Below are 16,720 nucleotides of genomic sequence, written 5' to 3'. Positions count from 1 at the left end.
CCGGAAGGCTGAGAAGGGATCCAGCTCCAGGTCTGACGCTTCCGGCCAGGTACGCCACTAACGTCGGTGCCGTGACTGTCATCGCGACCGAAAGCCTGAGCAAGCGGTACCCCCGAGTGACCGCCCTCGACCGGCTCTCCCTGGACATCGGGCCTGGTGTGACCGGCCTCGTGGGTGCCAACGGAGCCGGCAAGTCCACGCTGATCAAGATCCTGCTGGGACTGTCCCCCGCCACCGAGGGCAGCGCCGCCGTGCTCGGCCTCGACGTCGCCACGCATGGCAACGCCATCCGTGAACGCGTCGGCTACATGCCCGAGCACGACTGCCTGCCACCCGACGTCTCGGCCACCGAGTTCGTCGTCCACATGGCACGCATGTCGGGCCTCCCGCCGACCGCCGCCCGCGAGCGCACCGCCGACACCCTGCGCCACGTGGGGCTGTACGAGGAGCGCTACCGGCCCCTCGGCGGCTACTCCACGGGCATGAAGCAGCGCGTCAAACTCGCCCAGGCGCTCGTCCACGACCCCCAGCTGGTCCTCCTCGACGAGCCCACCAACGGGCTCGACCCGGTCGGCCGCGACGAGATGCTCGGCCTGATCCGCCGCGTCTACACCGACTTCGGCATTTCGGTCCTGGTGACCTCGCACCTCCTCGGCGAGCTGGAGCGCACCTGCGACCACGTCGTGGTCGTCGACGGCGGCAAGCTGCTGCGGTCGAGCTCCACCAGCGACTTCACGCAGACCACCACGACCCTCGCGGTCGAGGTCACCGACTCGGACGCCCACCCGGACGGCGCTGCCGCCCTGCGCAAGGCGCTCGCCGAGGCAGGCGTCACCCTCCTCATGAGCGGGGAGCAGGGCCTGCCCGGAGCGGGTCACGTCCTCCTCGTCGAGGCCACCGGCGAGCAGACGTACGACACCGTCCGCGACACCGTCGCCGACCTGGGCATCGGTCTGGTCCGCATGGAGCAGCGCCGCCACCACATCGCGGAGGTCTTCCGCGACAACGACCAGACCGTCCAGCAGAAGGGAGCCGGTTCCGATGGCGCCTGACACCTCGACCCAGATCCACAACATCGGTTACCGGTCCTACGACGGGGCCCGGCTCGGCCGCGCGTACGCTCGCAAGTCGCTGTTCTCGCAGTCCCTGCGCGGCGCCTACGGACTCGGCCGCTCCGCCAAGTCCAAGGTCCTGCCGATGCTCCTCTTCGCGGTGATGTGCGTCCCCGCGCTGATCATCGTCGCCGTCGCCATCGCGGTCCCCGGCTCCACCGAGCTGCCGATCAAGTACACGACGTACGCCCTCACCACACAGGTGATCATCGGCCTCTACCTCGCCTCCCAGGCGCCCCAGTCGGTCTCCCGCGACCTGCGCTTCAAGACCGTGCCGCTCTACTTCTCGCGGCCCGTCGAACGCGTCGACTACGTCGTGGCCAAGTACGCGGCCATGGCCTCGGCGCTGTTCATCCTCACCGCCACCCCGCTGCTGATCATGTGGATCGGCGCGCTGCTGGCGAAGTTCGACTTCGGTGACCAGACCAAGGGATTCGGGCAGGGACTGGTGTCGGTACTGCTTCTGTCGTTGCTCTTCGCCGGCCTCGGGCTGGTCATGGCCGCGCTCACCCCGCGCCGCGGGTTCGGCGTCGCCGCCATCATCGCCGTGCTCCTGATCCCCTACGGCGCGGTGACCGCCGTCCAGGGCATCGCCTACAGCACCGGGAACGCCGGAGCCATCGACTGGATGGGCCTGTTCTCCCCGATCACCCTGATCGACGGCTTCCAGACGGCCTTCCTCGGCGCGACCTCCGCCTTCCCCGGCGGCGAGGGCCCCACGGCCGGCACCGGCTTCGTCTACCTGCTCGTCGCCCTCGGCCTCATCGTCGGCTCCTACGCCGCCCTGATGGCCCGCTACCGGAAGGCCGGGCTGTGACCACCATCGACATCGACCACACCTCCCGCTGGTTCGGGAACGTCGTCGCCGTCAACGACGTGACCATGCGCATCGGTCCCGGAGTCACCGGACTGCTGGGTCCCAACGGTGCGGGCAAGTCCACGCTCATCAACATGATGGGCGGCTTCCTCGCCCCCTCCACCGGCACCGTCACCCTCGACGGCGCGCCGATCTGGCGCAACGAGCAGATCTACAAGCAGGTCGGCGTCGTGCCCGAGCGCGAGGCCATGTACGACTTCCTCACCGGCCGGGAGTTCGTCGTCGCCAACGCGGAACTCCACGGCCTCGACGACGCGGCCGCCCAGCGGGCCCTCGCCACCGTCGAGATGGAGTACGCCCAGGACCGCAAGATCTCCACCTACTCCAAGGGCATGCGCCAGCGCGTGAAGATGGCGTCCGCGCTCGTCCACGACCCGTCCGTGCTCCTCCTGGACGAGCCGTTCAACGGCATGGACCCGCGCCAGCGCATGCAGCTGATGGACCTGCTGCGGCGGATGGGCGACGAGGGACGCACCGTCCTGTTCTCCTCCCACATCCTGGAGGAGGTCGAGCAGCTCGCCTCGCACATCGAGGTGGTGGTCGCCGGCCGGCACGCCGCCTCCGGCGACTTCCGGAAGATCCGCCGCCTGATGACGGACCGTCCGCACCGCTACCTCGTCCGCTCCTCCGACGACCGGGCCCTCGCCGCGGCCCTGATCGCCGACCCGTCCACGGCCGGTATCGAGGTCGACCTGAAGGAGGGCGCCCTGCGCATCCAGGCCGTCGACTTCGGACGTTTCACCGAGCTGCTCCCGCGGGTCGCCCGCGCGCACGGCATCCGGCTGCTGACGGTCTCGCCTTCCGACGAGTCCCTCGAGTCGGTCTTCTCCTACCTCGTCGCGGCCTGAAGGAGCTGGCACCCATGTACAACCCCACCGTTGCCCGGCTCACCTACCGGGCCCTGCTCGGCCGCCGCCGTGCGCTGATCCTCTTCCTGCTGCCCGCCCTGCTGATCCTCATCTCGATCGCCGTCCGCCTGCTCACGGGTGTGGACGACAAGGTCGCCGCCGACCTGCTCGGTGGCTTCGCCCTCGCCACGATGGTCCCGCTGATCGGTGTCATCGCCGGCACCGGAGCCATCGGCCCGGAGATCGACGACGGCTCGATCGTCTACCTGCTCGCCAAGCCGGTGAAGCGACCGACGATCATCATGACCAAGCTGATCATCGCGATCGCCGTCACCATGGCCTTCTCCGCGATCCCCACCCTGATCGCCGGCTTCATCCTCAACGGCAACGGCCAGCAGATCGCCGTCGCCTACACCATCGCCGCCCTCGTCGCCTCGATCGCCTACAGCGCGCTGTTCCTGCTGCTGGGCACCGTCAGCCGGCACGCGGTCGTCTTCGGCCTGGTCTACGCCCTGATCTGGGAGTCGCTCTTCGGCAGCCTGGTCTCCGGTGCCAAGACCCTCAGCGTCCAGCAGTGGGCGCTGTCCCTCGCCGAGAAGGTCGCCGGCGAGGGGTACGTGGACGCCACCGTGGGGCTGCCCACCGCCGCGGTCCTGCTCGCCGTGGTCACCGCGGGTGCCACTGTCTACGCGGGCCAGCGGCTGCGCCGCCTGACTCTGGCGGGCGAGGAGTAGGCCCCTGCCGGCCCCCGGCGCACCACTGCGGGCAACGTGCCCCGCCCGGCTCACCGGCCAGGCGGGGCACAGCTTCGCGCGGGATCATCGGTGCATGACCGAGTACACGGAGCCGGAGCCGTCCAGGCCCCTGAGGTCCTGGATACGCTCCTCGCCCGGTACGCACATCTGGCTTCTGATCATCGCCGTCACCAGCGTCATCGTCGTGATCGCCCCCGACCGGGTCGAGCATGTCCTGCTCCACCGCAACAGCAGCAATATCCACGAGCTGGTCAACCACCCCGTCCGGGCTCTCCTCAGCAGTGCCTTCTGGATCGAGAACCCGGCTTCACTGGCCCTCTACGCCCTGCTGTTCGAGGTCTTCCACGCCCCCGTCGAACGCTGGCTGGGCACCCTGCGCTGGCTCGTGATCGTCGCGACCGCCCATGTCGTCGCCACGCTCGTCAGCCAGAAGGTCCTCCTCATGGCCATCCAGGACCACCGGGCTCCGCGCAGCATGACCCACGTCGTCGACATCGGCGTCAGCTACGGACTCGCGGCGGCCGCCGGAGTGCTGACCTACCGGCTCCCCGGCCCCTGGAGATGGTTCTACCTCGCCGGGCTGATCGTCTTCTTCGGGCTCCCGCTCGCCACTGGCGGTACCTTCACCGACCTCGGCCACGCCATCGCGCTCGCCGTCGGTCTGCTCGCCTGGCCCCTCACCCGGCACGTTGTTTCACGTGAAACACAACCCTTGTTTCACGTGAAACGTCGTTAGCTGCCCTCCGCCTGCGCCAGGCTGTGCTCCCATGCCCACGCGGCGATCCCCACCCGGTTCCGGGCTCCCAGCTTCGCCTGGACGTTCGCGATGTGGGTCTTCGCCGTCCCCGCGCTGATGAAGAGTTCCGCACCGATCTCGGCGTTGGTGAGCCCCCGCGCCACGAGTCGCACGATGTCCACCTCCCGGCCGGTCAGCGGATGAGCCTGCGGCACCCGTGGCGCGGCCGGCCCGCCCGGCGCGGCATCCGTGAGCCTGCTGAGCAGCCGCACCGTGATCTGCGGGCTGATCAGCGTGTCCCCGGCCATGGCCGCCCGTACCCCCTCGATCAGCAGCGCGGGCCCCGACCGCTTCAGAAGGAAGCCGCAGGCGCCGTTGCGCAGCGCGGTGTGCACGTACTCGTCGAGGTCGAAGGTGGTCACCACCACCACCCGCGTCTGCGGCGCCAGCAGCCGCGTCACCTCCAGCCCGTCCAGCTTCGGCATCCGGATGTCCGCGAGGACCACGTCCGGCCGCAGCTCCCGGGCCAGCGCCACCGCGCTCTCGCCGTCCGGGGCCTCCCCCACCACGGTCATGTCCGGCTGCGAGTCGAGGATCAGCCGGAAACCGCTGCGGATGTCTTCTTGGTCGTCGGCTATCAGGATGCGTGTGGTCACGCGGCCATGATCACCCGAGGGGGTGCTCCCGCGCCGGGAAGACCGCGGAAACCTGCCATCCGCCGTCAGAGCCCGTTCCGGCCCGCAGGGTCCCGCCCGCGGCCTCCACCCGCCCGCGCAGGCCTGCCAGTCCGGTCCCGCCCCGCCGCCTGCGGGGCAGCAGCCCGGCCGCACCACCGGCCGCGGAGTTCGCCACGCTGAGCTCTATGCCCGCCGCGGCCCGGCGTACGGCGACCCGCACCACGGCCGCCCCGGGCGCGTGCCGGCGTACGTTCGTCAGGGCTTCGACGGCCACGCGGTACGCGGTGCTGCCCGCCTCCCGCGACAGCTCCCGTACGGCTTCCGGGTCGGCGTCCAGCACTCCGCCCTCGAACCGCTCCACCAGCTCCGGCAGTTGCGCCAGCCCCGGCACCGGAGCGGTCGCTCCGCCCGCCGCCTCCTGCAGCGCGTGCACGGTGCGGTCCATCGCCTCCAGCGCGCTCAGCCCCGCGGCCTCGATCCGCTCCAGTGCGCGGACCGCCTGGTCGGGGTCCTGCGCGGCGACGAACCGCGCCGCCTGGGCCTGCACGACGATCGCGCTCACGTCGTGCGCCACGAAGTCGTGCAGATCCCGGGCCAGTTCCAACTGCTGGTCGCGCCGTGCCTCCCGTACGGCCTGCCGTACCCGGCCCGCCTGGCGGCGCAGGTAGCCGCCGGCGGCCACGGCGCCGAAGGCCGGCAGCGACCAGAAGGCCGCCGCTCCGCCGATCTCCAGCCACGATCCGCCCGCCCACACCAGCGGGACCGGCCAGAGCGTCACCGCTGCCATGCCGAGGGCGCCCGCGAGGCTTCCGGACCGTACCGGGGACCAGCGGGCCACCAGGGCCAGCAGCGGCAGCAGTACCGCCATCCCCGCCAGCGTCCAGGCGTCGGGCACGCGCACGGCCGAACCGATCAGGGACAGCAGGCCCGCAACAGCCAGGGCGGGGGCGTACAGCGCGCTCGGTTTCAAGGTCACGCCCCGACCCTACGAAGTCCCTCCCGGCCGTGGACATCTGCCGTTCGGCAGAGCCCGGCCGCCACCGGCGCCTCCCCGGCCTGCTGATCGGCGGATGGTTCCGCGGCGCCCGCCGGACCAGGCTTGAGGCATCACCAACCGCCTCCCGAAAAGGACTTGGACGATGACCACGCTCACCGCCGCACCCGCCGTTGCCACCTCGCCCACCGCTGCGGACGTTCCCACCGGCCCGGCCGTCAGCCGCCCGGTCCGCTGGGCCGCCCACGCGGCCGCCCTCACCCTCCTTCCCAGCGGCCTGTGGAGGATCGCCATCGCGGTCGGCATACCCGTCGGCTGGGGGGTCGGCAGCGGGCTGGAGGCCGAACTCTTCCCCGGCAAGTGGTCCTTCTACCTGGTGGCCCTCAGCGCCTTCGCCGAAGGCCTCGGCCTGCTCACCCTCGGCCTCGTGCAGCGCTGGGGCGAGGTGGTGCCGGGCTGGATCCCAGGGCTGCGAGGCCGCCGGATCCCGCCCCTCGCCGTCGTCGTACCCGCCGCCCTGGGAGCCGCCGCCGTCACCTTGATCGCCGTCCCGGGCGCCTTTCACTGGAGCACCGGCATGGCGGCGCCGGGAGCGCCCACCGGCGCCGGCTGGTGGCTCATGACCCTCTGCTACGCCCCTCTGGTGCTGTGGGGGCCGCTCCTCGCGGTCGTCACCGTCGCCTACTGGCGGCGCCGCCGGATCCACGGCTGAGGCAGGGAAATTCGCTGGTACGCGGACTGCGCAAGGAGCAGAGTGAGGGGTGCGGGGAGCAACAAAAGGTCCGGGGCAGCCACTTCGAGCGCGCCGTATGGCGCGGGCTGCCCCGGACCTTCTCGTACGTCGTGTCCGCTACCGGGCGCCCAGCAGACGTTCCAGCACCACCGCGATGCCGTCCTCCTCGTTGGAGGTCGTCACCTCGTCGGCCACCGCCTTGAGCTCGGCATGGGCATTGGCCATCGCCACCCCGTGCGCCGCCCAGCCGAACATCGGGAGGTCGTTGGGCATGTCACCGAAGGCGATCGTCTCCGCCGCCTTCACCCCCAGCCGGCGCGCGGCGAGCGACAGGCCGGTGGCCTTGGTCAGCCCCAGCGGCAGGATCTCCACGATGCCGGGGCCCGCCATCACGATGTCGACCAGGCTGCCCACGGTCTGCCGAGCCACCTTGACCAGCGCGTCGTCGTCCAGCCCGGGGTGCTGGATGTACAGCTTGTTCAGCGGGGCCGTCCACACCGCCGCGTGGTCTTCCAGGTACACGGCGGGCAGGCCTTCCTGCATCTGGTACCCGGGCCCTATCAGTACCTCGCCGTCCACCCCGTCCCGGCTGGCGGCCAGCGCCAGCGGACCGATCTCGGCCTCGATCTTCGACAGCGCCAGACCGGCCAGCTGCCGGTCCAGGGTGACCGAGGTCAGCAGCCGGTGCGCGCCCGCGTCGTAGACCTGCGCGCCCTGCCCGCACACGGCGATCCCCTTGTAGCCGAGGTCGTCCAGTACGTGGCGGGTCCAGGGCACGGCCCGGCCGGTGACGATGATGTGCGCCGCACCCGCCGCGGTGGCCGCGACGAGCGCTTCACGGGTGCGTTCCGAGACGGTGTCGTCGCCACGCAGCAGCGTGCCGTCGAGATCGGTCGCGACGAGCTTGTACGGGAACGGGGCCGGGCTCACTTGGTGATCGGCTCCAGGAACTCACGGCCACCGAGGTACGGACGGAGCGCCTGGGGCACCCGTACCGAACCGTCGGCCTGCTGGTGGTTCTCCAGGATCGCGACGATCGTGCGCGGCACCGCGCACAGGGTGCCGTTCAGCGTGGACAGCGGCTGGGTCTTCTTGCCGTCGCGGTAGCGGATCGACAGGCGGCGGGCCTGGAAGCCGTCGCAGTTCGAGGCGGAGGTCAGCTCGCGGTACTTGCCCTGGGTGGGGATCCACGCCTCGCAGTCGAACTTGCGCGAGGCGGAGGCGCCCAGGTCACCGGTGGCGACGTCGATCACCTGGAACGGCAGCTCCAGGCTGGTGAGCCACTGCTTCTCCCAGTCCAGCAGCCGCTTGTGCTCGGCCTCGGCCTCCTCCGGCGCGACGTACGAGAACATCTCGACCTTGTCGAACTGGTGGACGCGGAAGATGCCCCGGGTGTCCTTGCCGTACGTACCGGCCTCGCGGCGGAAGCAGGGCGAGAAGCCCGCGTACCGCAGGGGCAGCTTGTCGGCGTCGATGATCTCGTCCATGTGGTACGCCGCGAGCGGGACCTCGGAGGTGCCGACCAGGTAGTAGTCGTCCTTCTCCAGGTGGTACACGTTCTCGGCGGCCTGGCCGAGGAAGCCGGTGCCCTCCATGGCGCGCGGGCGGACCAGCGCCGGGGTCAGCATCGGGATGAAGCCGGCCTCGGTGGCCTGCGCGATCGCCGCGTTGACCAGCGCCAGCTCCAGCAGGGCGCCCACACCGGTCAGGTAGTAGAAGCGCGAGCCCGACACCTTGGCGCCGCGCTCGACGTCGATGGCGCCGAGCGACTCGCCGAGCTCCAGGTGGTCCTTGGGCTCGAAGCCCTCGGCGGCGAAGTCGCGGATGGTCCCGTGCGTCTCGAGGACCGTGAAGTCCTCCTCGCCGCCGACCGGGACGTCCTCGTGGACGATGTTCCCGAGCTGGAGGAGGAGCTGCTTGGCAGCCTCGTCGGCCTCGTTCTGCTCGGCCTCGGCGGCCTTGACGGCTTGCTTGAGCTGTTCGGCCCTCTTCAGCAGCTCGGCCCGCTCGTCCGGGGAGGCCTTGGGGATGAGCTTGCCGAGCGACCTCTGCTCGTTGCGCAGTGCGTCGAAGCGCATGCCGGAGGACCTGCGGCGCTCGTCGGCGGAGAGCAGTGCGTCGACGAGGTCGACGTCCTCTCCACGGGCGCGCTGCGAGGCGCGGACACGGTCAGGGTCTTCACGGAGCAGCCGGAGGTCAATCACGCCCTCCAGGCTACCGGGCTGGGGTTCCCGGGCTCACATCGATATCACACAGCGTGTCACTATGCCCTAATTGCGGCTATTGGATAAATCTTGGCGACTGACCGGAACTGATCGCTCTCAGGTGGTCAATAAAAACGGTGCCATTCGCCGAAATGGGGCACGGTGGTAGCGGTCGGGCGGGCGCTGAGCAGGGTCTCAGGGCGTTCCTTGTCCACAGGAATTCGCGCCACCCCCAGCTTATCCACAGGCTGTGTGCCGCCTCTGTGGACACGGAAACAGATCATTCCCGAACGGCGGATGCTCGGAGGGAGTCAGGGTTCAAACCACCCTCACACACTCATTCGGGTGGGAATGCCTCGCTCCAAAGAGTTGATCGGCGATACGTGGGTGACGCCGTTCACCTACCGCTCCCCAGCGCGAAACCTAGGCCCTCCGACCGATTTGTCGACCTTGTCGCATCGCAGTGTCGACTTGTCCCCAGGTCCCCATCTCGGCCTGTGGATAACTCTGTGGACAGTGGACGAAGCCCTACGCCCGGCCGTCGAGGCAGCGCGCCAGCCAGTCCGAGGCTGCCGTGAAATCGCTGTCGGAGGTCCCCGGCCGGCCGGCGCGCACGTCACCCTGAGCGACCCCGGCCCGCGGGTACGAGCCGAGGAAGCGGACCTGCGGGCAGGTCCGCTTGAGGCCCATGAGGGCCTCGGAGACACGGCGGTCGGAGACATGGCCCTCGGCGTCGACGGCGAAGCAGTAGTTGCCGATCCCCTCGCCGGTGGGCCGGGACTGGATCAGCATCAGGTTCACCCCGCGCACGGCGAACTCCTGCAGGAGCTCCAGCAGCGCACCCGGGTGGTCGTCACCGAGCCAGAGCACGACGGAGGTCTTGTCGGCGCCGGTCGGGGCGGAGGGCCGGGCCGGACGTCCCACCAGGACGAACCGGGTCTCCGCGTTCTCCGCGTCGTGGATCTCGGTGACCAGCGGGACCAGCCCGTAGGTGGCGGCGGCGAACTCGCCGGCGAAGGCGGCGTCGAAGCGGCCCTCCTGGACCAGCCGGGCGCCGTCGGCGTTCGAGGCGGCCGACTCCCACACCGCGTCGGGCAGGTTCACCCGCAGCCAGTTGCGCACCTGGGGCTGGGCCACCGGGTGCCCGGTGACGGTCTTCACGTCCGACAGGGCGGTCCCGGGCCGGACCAGCAGCGCGAAGGCGATGGGCAGCAGCACCTCGCGGTAGATCATCAGCGGTTCGCCGGAGGCCAGCTCGTCGAGCGTGGCGGTGACACCGCCTTCCACCGAATTCTCGATCGGGACCAGGGCGGCAGCGGCCTCGCCGTTGCGTACGGCGTCCAGCGCGGCCGGTACCGACACCATCGGGACGAGCTCCCGGGTCGCGGCTTCCGGCAGCGTGCGGAGGGCGGCTTCGGTGAAAGTGCCCTCGGGGCCGAGATAGGTGAAACGGGTGGCCGACATGTGATCAGCCTAATGCCGGGGCACCCGCCGCCGGGCGGCTGTTCACCCTTCGAGCAGCCGCTGCCCGACGTACTCGCCGGAGCGGGGGCCGGGCGGGACCGCGTACAGACCGCTGGACTCGTGCCGGATGAATTCCGACAGGGCGTCGCCGCGGTCGAGCTTGCGCTGGACCGGGACGAACCCGCGCAGCGGATCCGCCTGCCAGCAGATGAAGAGGAGCCCGGCGTCGGGGGCGCCGTCGGGGCCGATGCCGTCGTGGAAGGAGAAGGGGCGCCGCAACATGGCGGCCCCGCCGTTCTGCTCGGGGGCGGAGATCCGGGCATGGGCGTTGGCCGGGATGACGGGCTTGCCGTCGGCGCCGAGCTTGTCGAGCGCCAGCTCGGTGGTCTCGCTGCCGCCGGTGAGCGGTGCACCAGTGGCCTTGGTGCGGCCGATGACCTGCTCCTGTTGGGCGAGGGACTGCTTGTCCCAGTCGTCGAGCAGCATCCGGATGCGCCGGACGACCGCGTACGAGCCCCCGCCCATCCAGGCGTGCTCGGCGGGGCCGGGGCCCGCACCGGGGACGAAGATCCGCTTGTCGAAGTCGGGCTCCGAGGGCTTCGGGTTGCCGGTGCCGTCCACCTGACCCATGAGGTTGCGGGCGGTCATCGGCGAGGCGGTCGCGCCGGGCGTCCGGTTGAAGCCGTTCATCTGCCAGCGGACGCGGGCGGCGTCCCCGGCGTCCTTCTGCAGTGCGCGCAGCGCGTGGAAGGCCACGAGCCCGTCGTCCGCACCGATCTGGACCCACAGGTCGCCGTTGCTGCGCCGGTCGTCGATCCGGTCGGCCGAGAAGACCGGAAGCGGGTCGAGGGCGACGGGGCGGCGGGCGGTGAGCCCCGTCCGGTCGAAGAAGGAGTGGCCGAAGCCGAAGGTGACGGTCAGGGAAGAAGGACCGGCGTCGAGCGCGATGCCCGTGTCGTCGGCCGGGGAGGTCTCGCCCGCCATCAGGCGCCGGGCCGTTTCGGACCAGCGCCGCAGCAGGGCGGCGGCCTCCGTACGGCCGGCCCCGGAGGCGAGGTCGAAGGCGACGACGTGCCCCTTGGCCTGGAGCGGCGTGGTGATGCCGGCCTGGTGGTCGCCGTCGAAGGCGATCCGGGTGGCCCCTAGGGCGGACGGGCTTCCGTTGGAGCCGTCGGCGCCGCTCCCGGAGCCGGCGAGCGCGGAGTGCGCGAGGGCGCCGCCGGTGGCGCCCAGCGCCAGGCCCGCGGCGCCCGCGGCGCCGACGGTGCCCAGCAGCCTGCGGCGGGAGATCTCGATGTCGGTATTGCTCTCGGTCACGCTGGTCAGCCGATCTTCACGGTCTTCTGGACGGTCGTCTGGTCGATGTCGGAGGTGCGCACGGTCACGTCGATCCGCCATTCGCCCGCCAGCGGCAACTGGACGCCCGAGGAGCTCCAGTGCCCGGCGCCGGCGCGGTCGGGGACGAGCGGCAGGGGCCCGATGTCCTTGGCGGGGAGGGTGAAGGCGACCTTGACCTCGGGGAGGTCGAGGGGCTTGCCGTCCGGGGCGTCCGCCCAGATGTGGAGGGTGTTGGCGCCGACCCTGCCCGGGTCGAGTTCGAGCCGCACATCCCCCTTGCCGTTCTGGCCGCCGGTGTCGAAGGGCAGGGTGATCTTGATCGCGCGGTCCGGCACGGCGGTGGCGGAGGCACCGCGGCCCGCCTCCTGCTCCACGGCGCGGCCGGGCTCGGTGCTGGTGAGGACGGTGGTGACGGCGAGGAGGACCACGGCGATGCCCGCCTCGGCCAGCACCGAGCGGCGCAGTCCGGCGCGGTCCGGATCGGCGTCGCGTACCCGCTTCTCGCGGGCGCTCGTGAGGGCCGCGCGCTGCCGCGCGAGCTGGGCGGCGCGCTTGGGGTCCGCCGGGACGGTGACGGGCTCTGTTTCACGTGAAACATCGCGCGGCGCGATCACCTTCACGGGCGTCTGAGCGGTGGCGCCGTCGGCCAGCCGCGCGGTCCACTTCCGCGACATGTAGGCGACGGCGAGCAGGACGGCGACGATGCCGACCTTGAGGAGCAGGAGCTGTCCGTAGCTGGTGTCCGTGAGGGCGGACCAGCTGCCGAGCTGACGCCAGGCCTGGTAGGTACCGGTGGCCGCGAGCACCAGGACGCTGACGAAGGCGACGGTGGAGAAGCGCCGGACGGCCGCGCGCTCGATCCCGGGAACCTTGTGGAGCGCGACCAGCAGCGCGGTCAGGCCGCCGAGCCAGGCGGCGACGGCCAGCAGGTGCAGGATGTCGACGGGCATCGCGATACCGGACTGGATACCGGTGGAGGCATGCTCGGACAGGGCCCAGGTGGCGGCGATGCCCGCGGACACGACGGTGCCGCCGATGGCGAGGCCGAAGGCGAGGTCGCTGGTGTCCTTGTTCTCTTCCGCGGTGGCTTCCGCGGCCCCTTCAGCGTTCCCTTCCGTACCGCCGTCCGCGTCCCCCTGCGCCGTGCCGGAGGCCGGCAGACGCCGTGCGTAGGCACCGAAGAGGACCGCGATGAAGAGGGCGGCGGCGCCCAGCAGGAGCAGCCGGGAGACGAGAGAGGCGCCGGTCTTGGTCTCCAGGACCGCCTTCAGGCCCTCCAGGTCGAGCGCGTCGGCGAACTTCCCGGACCCCGTGTACGGGGTGCGCAGCACCAGCATGGCGAGGGTGGCGGCGGTGAGGGTGACCCAGGCGCGCAGGACGAGCTTCTGGAGCGGCCGCTCGGCGGCGCCCCGGCGCCAGCACAGCAGGATGAAGGCAGAGGCGCCGACGAGGACGGTGAACCCGGCGTAGGCGGCGTAGCGGGCGATCCCGTACGCGATGCCGACGGGGCCGCCGCCCGCCTGCTGGGCGGGCAGCGTGACGCTGGTGGCCGAGGGAGCGCCGATGGAGAAGGTGAAGGCTCCGGAGATCGGGTGGCTGTCCGCCGACACGGCCTGCCAGGCGACGGTGTAGGTGCCGCCGGGAAGGCCGGAGTGCAGGGCGGTGCCGTAGCGGATCACGTTCCCGCTGCACATGTCGCGCAGTTCGCCGGTGTCGACGCGGCGGCCCTGGGGATCCAGGACGCGGATGGAGTCGTCGCCCATGGCGACCTGCTCCGAGAAGGAGAGGGTCACCTGGGAGGGTGCCGTGGCGACCACCGCCCCGTCCTTGGGGTCGCTCGCGGTGAGTGCGGCGTGCGCCGAGGCCGGGGAGGCCGCGGTGAACAGGGTTGCCAGCAGGGCTGCGAGGACCAGCGCGAGCCGCGGCAGCAGTGCCGTGGCGTGGACGCGGGCCGCGGAGGGGGCGGGGGCGGTGGCCGTCATGGCGTGTCAGTCCCTCGGTCCGTCAGTGGGCGTTGGAGTTCTGAGCGGTGTAGGTCCGTTCCTTCACATCGAGCTCGACCTTGACGGGGTCGGCCTTCTCGAAGTGCAGCTCGACGGTGACCTTCTCGCCGACCTTCGGGGTGCTCTTGAGCCCCATGAACATGACGTGGTCGCCGCCGCGCTCCAGCTTCAGCTCACCGTTCGCGGGCACGTCCATGGAGGGGACCTGCTGCATCTTCTGGTCCTTGGTCTCGTGGATCTGCAGATCGTCCGAGAGCGAGGACGTCACGCCGGTGAGCTTGTCGGCGGTCTTGGAGCCGTTCTTGATGACCATGAAGGCGCCGGCCATCTTGTCGTTGACGGGCTCGGGCATGAAGGCGCCGCTCACCGTCAGCTTCGGCTTGGCCGCGGCCCCGTCCTCAGAGCCGGAGTCGGAGTCGGAGGAGGAGCAGCCGGATATGACGAGCGCTGCCGCCAGGGAGAGGGCGGCGGCGAGGGTACGGGTGGTGCGGGTGGTCACGGGTTCTCTCCCTTGATGAGCTTCGGCAGGTCCTTGGTGTAGTCATCGACGGTGGTGCTCTCGCCGTAGAGGACGTAGCCCTCGTCGGTCTTGGGCGAGAACGCGATGACCTGGGCGCCGTGCATGGAGACGACGCTTCCGTCGGCCTCCTTCTTGGCGGCCTCGATACCGATGCCGAGCGCGCGGGCGGCGGCCTGGATGGTGGCGAAGTCCCCGGTCAGTCCGGTGAAGGACGGGTCCTGGGAGTTCAGCCACGTGCCGAGGGATTCGGGAGTGTCCCGTTCGGGGTCGGTGGTGACGAAGACGACCCGCAGGTTGTCCTGGTCGGCCTTGGGCAGAGCCTTCTTGGCGACGGCGATGTTGCTCATCGTCAGCGGGCACACGTCGGGGCAGTTGGTGTAGCCGAAGTAGATGAGCGTCGGCTTGCCCTTGGTCTGCTCACGCAGGTTCCACGGCTTGCCGGTGGTGTCCGTGAGGACGAGTTCCGGCTTGCTGAAGGGGCGGTCGAGAACGGTCGAAGCCTTGGCTCCGCTCTGGCCGCCCGAGATCTGGGTGACCGAGCCGGTCTTGGCGGGTTCGCCGCCGCAGGCGGAGAGGGTGAGTGCGGCCGCCGCGACGAGCGCGGCGACCGTCACACGTGTGGTGCGCATGGAGATGTCCCTGGGATCGGGGATGTGTACCGGGAGGTGTGCCGGGATGGATCAGGAGGTGAGGGCGTCCGGAAACGACGGCGCCCGGGGCCGAAGGTCAGGCGGAGCGGCGGCGCGAGGCGACGCCGAAGGCGACACCGCCCAGTCCGACGACGATGCCGGCGACGCCGAGGACGCGCGCGGTCGTGTCGGAGCCGTGCTCGGCGGCCTCCTTGTCGTGCCCGCCCTTCGCGCCCTTGCCGTCCTTGGCGGTGTTCTTGGCGTCGGTCTTCGCGTCGGCGCCGTGGTGGTCATCGCCCTTGGCGGCGCTCAGCTTCAGCACGGGCGCCGGGTTCTGCGGCTCCTCGGCGCCGTCCTTGGCCTCTTCGATCCAGCGGACGACCTCACCGTTGTCGTAGGTCTGGAGGGACTTGAAGACCATCTGGTCGGCGTTCTCCGGCAGCTTGCCCACGGAGAGGGGGAACTGCTGGAACTTGCCGGGCTCGATCTTCCCGCCGGACCAGGTCACCTTGGTGACGGCCTCGTTGATCTGCTTGCCGTGCACGGTGAGCGGCTTGTCGAGCTTGCTCTTCTCGACCGTCACGGTCCAGCCGGGGACGTCCTGCGGCATGACGGACGTGAGCGGCTGGTCGATCGGGAAGTTGACCTCGAGCTGCGTGGTCGAGGCGTTGTCACGCTCGTTGGGGACCTTGAAGTTGATGGTCGCGTACCCGCCCTTGGTGGCCTCGCCGGGCTGCACGCTGACGTGCGCGAAGGCAGGGCCGGAGAGGAGGAGGACGGTGCCGGCGGCGAGGGCGGCGGCGAAGGAGACGCGAGAGGTCTTCATGGCAGAAACACTCCACAGAAGCAGGGTGACGGTGCCCCGCGCACGGGAGCGCGCGGAGTTCGCGGCACCGGGCCCCGGCGGGAAGGTGTCGTGTTCCCGGGGAGGAGTGCCGCGTCAGGCTGCGAGGGCGAGCGCCACGGGTGGCCCGCGCCTGATCACCGCGTGCTGGAGTTCCTGCCGGCCGGTGGCGGCGGCGGGGTCGGCCGAGGGCCGCGGCGCCCGCGGGTCCCGGGCGGGGGCGCCGGGGAGCCCGGCGCCGAGGGCGCGTACGAGGGCGAGTGCGGTGCGCAGCGCCCGGACCGGGGTGGCTTCGGTGGACAGCCGGGAGAGCTCGATGAGCCGCGAGAGCGCGGCGTCGCCGCGTCCGAGCAGCCAGCCGGCGGCGAGCGCGGCCAGCAGGTGGCCGATCAGCATGGCCGGGCTGAACAGGCCGGTCGCGGGCGGCGGGCCGGCCGCGTGCGCCAGGTGGGCGTGCACGGCCTGGCCCTGTTCCAGGGACTGCGCGGCCAGGGCGGCCGGATCCAGGCCGGCGGCCTCCAGGATCTGCCGGGCGGCGGCCGGATCGAGCGGTACGGAGTTGCCCCCGCACACCAGTTGCGCGGCGAGCGCCGCGAGCGAGGTGTCGGCGGCGCCGGCCGGCGGCTGGGCCTGGGCGGCCGCGGCGCCGTGCTGGCCGAGGCCGAACAGCGTGTGCAGGCCCAGCTGTCCGGCGGCGAGCCCGCCTGCGATGGCCGGCAGCGTACGGGGGCGTCCCGCGAGCGGGGCCGCGGCCGCGAAGACGGCCAGGAAGCCGATGCCGAGGGTCCACCAGGGCACGGTGGCGCAGGATGCCAGGGCGTGCCCGACCGCGGCCAGCACGACGCAGACCGCGGTGAAAACCGCGGTCCGGACGAGCCGGAGGCCGGCTCCGGCGTGCTTGGCGTGGGGGGCAGTCATGGCCGGGCCATCATCGCACTGCGCTTAGGCCCTGCATACGGCAGGTCGTGCAAGGCGCCTTGAGTTCC

General features: G+C 71.2%; 17 protein-coding genes. 6 read left to right on the top strand and 11 right to left on the bottom strand.

Annotated features, from left to right (window positions below; all coding sequences use genetic code 11):
* Nucleotides 1-71: 71 nt before the first annotated feature.
* The 5 genes from AB0D94_RS00845 to AB0D94_RS00825 all read left to right on the top strand — a co-directional run bounded on the left by AB0D94_RS00845 (nt 72) and on the right by AB0D94_RS00825 (nt 4,328).
* Nucleotides 72-1,052 (top strand): ABC transporter ATP-binding protein, encoded by a 981-nt coding sequence (locus tag AB0D94_RS00845; protein ID WP_362043882.1) that lies wholly within the window; start codon nt 72-74, stop codon nt 1,050-1,052.
* A complete protein-coding gene (locus AB0D94_RS00840) occupies nt 1,042-1,929 on the top strand; it encodes an ABC transporter permease subunit (RefSeq protein ID WP_362043880.1) in 888 nt (295 codons plus the stop codon). The genes AB0D94_RS00845 and AB0D94_RS00840 overlap by 11 nt, the downstream gene beginning before the upstream one ends.
* Nucleotides 1,926-2,837, top strand: a complete 912-nt coding sequence (locus AB0D94_RS00835) for an ABC transporter ATP-binding protein (RefSeq protein ID WP_362043878.1) — start codon at nt 1,926-1,928, stop codon at nt 2,835-2,837. The genes AB0D94_RS00840 and AB0D94_RS00835 overlap by 4 nt, the downstream gene beginning before the upstream one ends.
* A gap of 14 nt (nt 2,838-2,851) precedes the next feature.
* Nucleotides 2,852-3,571: an ABC transporter permease gene (locus AB0D94_RS00830; protein WP_362043876.1), complete on the top strand. Its 720-nt coding sequence runs from the start codon at nt 2,852-2,854 to the stop codon at nt 3,569-3,571.
* Between the two features lie 94 nt (nt 3,572-3,665).
* Complete coding sequence (locus AB0D94_RS00825; protein WP_362043874.1) at nt 3,666-4,328, top strand: rhomboid-like protein; 663 nt, start codon at nt 3,666-3,668, stop codon at nt 4,326-4,328.
* On the opposite strand, the gene AB0D94_RS00820 is transcribed toward AB0D94_RS00825, so the two are convergent.
* Both AB0D94_RS00820 and AB0D94_RS00815 read right to left on the bottom strand, forming a co-directional pair.
* Nucleotides 4,325-4,984, bottom strand: coding sequence for a response regulator transcription factor (locus AB0D94_RS00820; RefSeq protein ID WP_362043872.1), 660 nt, complete (start codon nt 4,982-4,984; stop codon nt 4,325-4,327). The genes AB0D94_RS00825 and AB0D94_RS00820 overlap by 4 nt on opposite strands.
* 10 nt (nt 4,985-4,994) lie before the next feature.
* Nucleotides 4,995-5,981: a histidine kinase gene (locus AB0D94_RS00815; RefSeq protein WP_362043870.1), complete on the bottom strand. Its 987-nt coding sequence runs from the start codon at nt 5,979-5,981 to the stop codon at nt 4,995-4,997.
* A gap of 163 nt (nt 5,982-6,144) precedes the next feature.
* Between AB0D94_RS00815 and AB0D94_RS00810 the strand changes: the two genes are divergently transcribed.
* On the top strand, nt 6,145-6,711 hold the full coding sequence (locus AB0D94_RS00810; protein WP_362043868.1) for a hypothetical protein: 567 nt from the start codon (nt 6,145-6,147) through the stop codon (nt 6,709-6,711).
* Nucleotides 6,712-6,849: 138 nt separating this feature from the next.
* On the opposite strand, the gene AB0D94_RS00805 is transcribed toward AB0D94_RS00810, so the two are convergent.
* The 9 genes from AB0D94_RS00805 to AB0D94_RS00765 all read right to left on the bottom strand — a co-directional run bounded on the left by AB0D94_RS00805 (nt 6,850) and on the right by AB0D94_RS00765 (nt 16,652).
* Entirely contained in the window at nt 6,850-7,662 is an 813-nt protein-coding gene (locus AB0D94_RS00805; RefSeq protein WP_362043866.1) for an HAD family hydrolase, read from the bottom strand.
* Nucleotides 7,659-8,936 (bottom strand): serine--tRNA ligase, encoded by a 1,278-nt coding sequence (gene serS, locus AB0D94_RS00800; protein ID WP_362043864.1) that lies wholly within the window; start codon nt 8,934-8,936, stop codon nt 7,659-7,661. The genes AB0D94_RS00805 and serS overlap by 4 nt, the downstream gene beginning before the upstream one ends.
* 528 nt (nt 8,937-9,464) lie before the next feature.
* Nucleotides 9,465-10,400 (bottom strand): prephenate dehydratase, encoded by a 936-nt coding sequence (pheA, locus tag AB0D94_RS00795; protein ID WP_362043862.1) that lies wholly within the window; start codon nt 10,398-10,400, stop codon nt 9,465-9,467.
* Between the two features lie 42 nt (nt 10,401-10,442).
* On the bottom strand, nt 10,443-11,717 hold the full coding sequence (gene efeB, locus AB0D94_RS00790; RefSeq protein WP_362043860.1) for an iron uptake transporter deferrochelatase/peroxidase subunit: 1,275 nt from the start codon (nt 11,715-11,717) through the stop codon (nt 10,443-10,445).
* Nucleotides 11,718-11,722: 5 nt separating this feature from the next.
* Entirely contained in the window at nt 11,723-13,720 is a 1,998-nt protein-coding gene (locus AB0D94_RS00785) for a copper resistance protein CopC (RefSeq protein ID WP_362043858.1), read from the bottom strand.
* Nucleotides 13,721-13,742: 22 nt separating this feature from the next.
* Nucleotides 13,743-14,240 carry a copper chaperone PCu(A)C gene (locus AB0D94_RS00780; protein ID WP_362043856.1) on the bottom strand — a complete coding sequence of 166 codons (498 nt, stop codon included), beginning with the start codon at nt 14,238-14,240 and terminating at the stop codon, nt 13,743-13,745.
* Nucleotides 14,237-14,890 carry an SCO family protein gene (locus AB0D94_RS00775; protein WP_362043854.1) on the bottom strand — a complete coding sequence of 218 codons (654 nt, stop codon included), beginning with the start codon at nt 14,888-14,890 and terminating at the stop codon, nt 14,237-14,239. Before AB0D94_RS00775 ends, AB0D94_RS00780 begins: the two co-directional genes overlap by 4 nt.
* A gap of 97 nt (nt 14,891-14,987) precedes the next feature.
* Nucleotides 14,988-15,716 carry a YcnI family protein gene (locus AB0D94_RS00770; protein ID WP_362043852.1) on the bottom strand — a complete coding sequence of 243 codons (729 nt, stop codon included), beginning with the start codon at nt 15,714-15,716 and terminating at the stop codon, nt 14,988-14,990.
* 114 nt (nt 15,717-15,830) lie between these two features.
* On the bottom strand, nt 15,831-16,652 hold the full coding sequence (locus tag AB0D94_RS00765) for a hypothetical protein (protein ID WP_362043850.1): 822 nt from the start codon (nt 16,650-16,652) through the stop codon (nt 15,831-15,833).
* Nucleotides 16,653-16,720 lie beyond the last annotated feature (68 nt).

This window comes from Streptomyces sp. NPDC048255 (assembly GCF_040652415.1).
GTDB lineage: Bacteria > Actinomycetota > Actinomycetes > Streptomycetales > Streptomycetaceae > Streptomyces.
This window is presented reverse-complemented; position numbering and strand designations above follow the sequence as displayed.

What these genes read in the sequence shown, in the direction of transcription:
- AB0D94_RS00785 (WP_362043858.1), bottom strand. Translation starts at nt 13,720, where the DNA reads ATGACGGCCACCGCCCCCGCCCCCTCCGCGGCCCGCGTCCACGCCACG.
- AB0D94_RS00775 (WP_362043854.1), bottom strand. Translation starts at nt 14,890, where the DNA reads ATGCGCACCACACGTGTGACGGTCGCCGCGCTCGTCGCGGCGGCCGCA.
- AB0D94_RS00825 (WP_362043874.1), top strand. Translation starts at nt 3,666, where the DNA reads ATGACCGAGTACACGGAGCCGGAGCCGTCCAGGCCCCTGAGGTCCTGG.
- AB0D94_RS00770 (WP_362043852.1), bottom strand. Translation starts at nt 15,716, where the DNA reads ATGAAGACCTCTCGCGTCTCCTTCGCCGCCGCCCTCGCCGCCGGCACC.
- AB0D94_RS00830 (WP_362043876.1), top strand. Translation starts at nt 2,852, where the DNA reads ATGTACAACCCCACCGTTGCCCGGCTCACCTACCGGGCCCTGCTCGGC.
- AB0D94_RS00810 (WP_362043868.1), top strand. Translation starts at nt 6,145, where the DNA reads ATGACCACGCTCACCGCCGCACCCGCCGTTGCCACCTCGCCCACCGCT.
- AB0D94_RS00765 (WP_362043850.1), bottom strand. Translation starts at nt 16,652, where the DNA reads ATGACTGCCCCCCACGCCAAGCACGCCGGAGCCGGCCTCCGGCTCGTC.
- pheA (WP_362043862.1), bottom strand. Translation starts at nt 10,400, where the DNA reads ATGTCGGCCACCCGTTTCACCTATCTCGGCCCCGAGGGCACTTTCACC.
- AB0D94_RS00840 (WP_362043880.1), top strand. Translation starts at nt 1,042, where the DNA reads ATGGCGCCTGACACCTCGACCCAGATCCACAACATCGGTTACCGGTCC.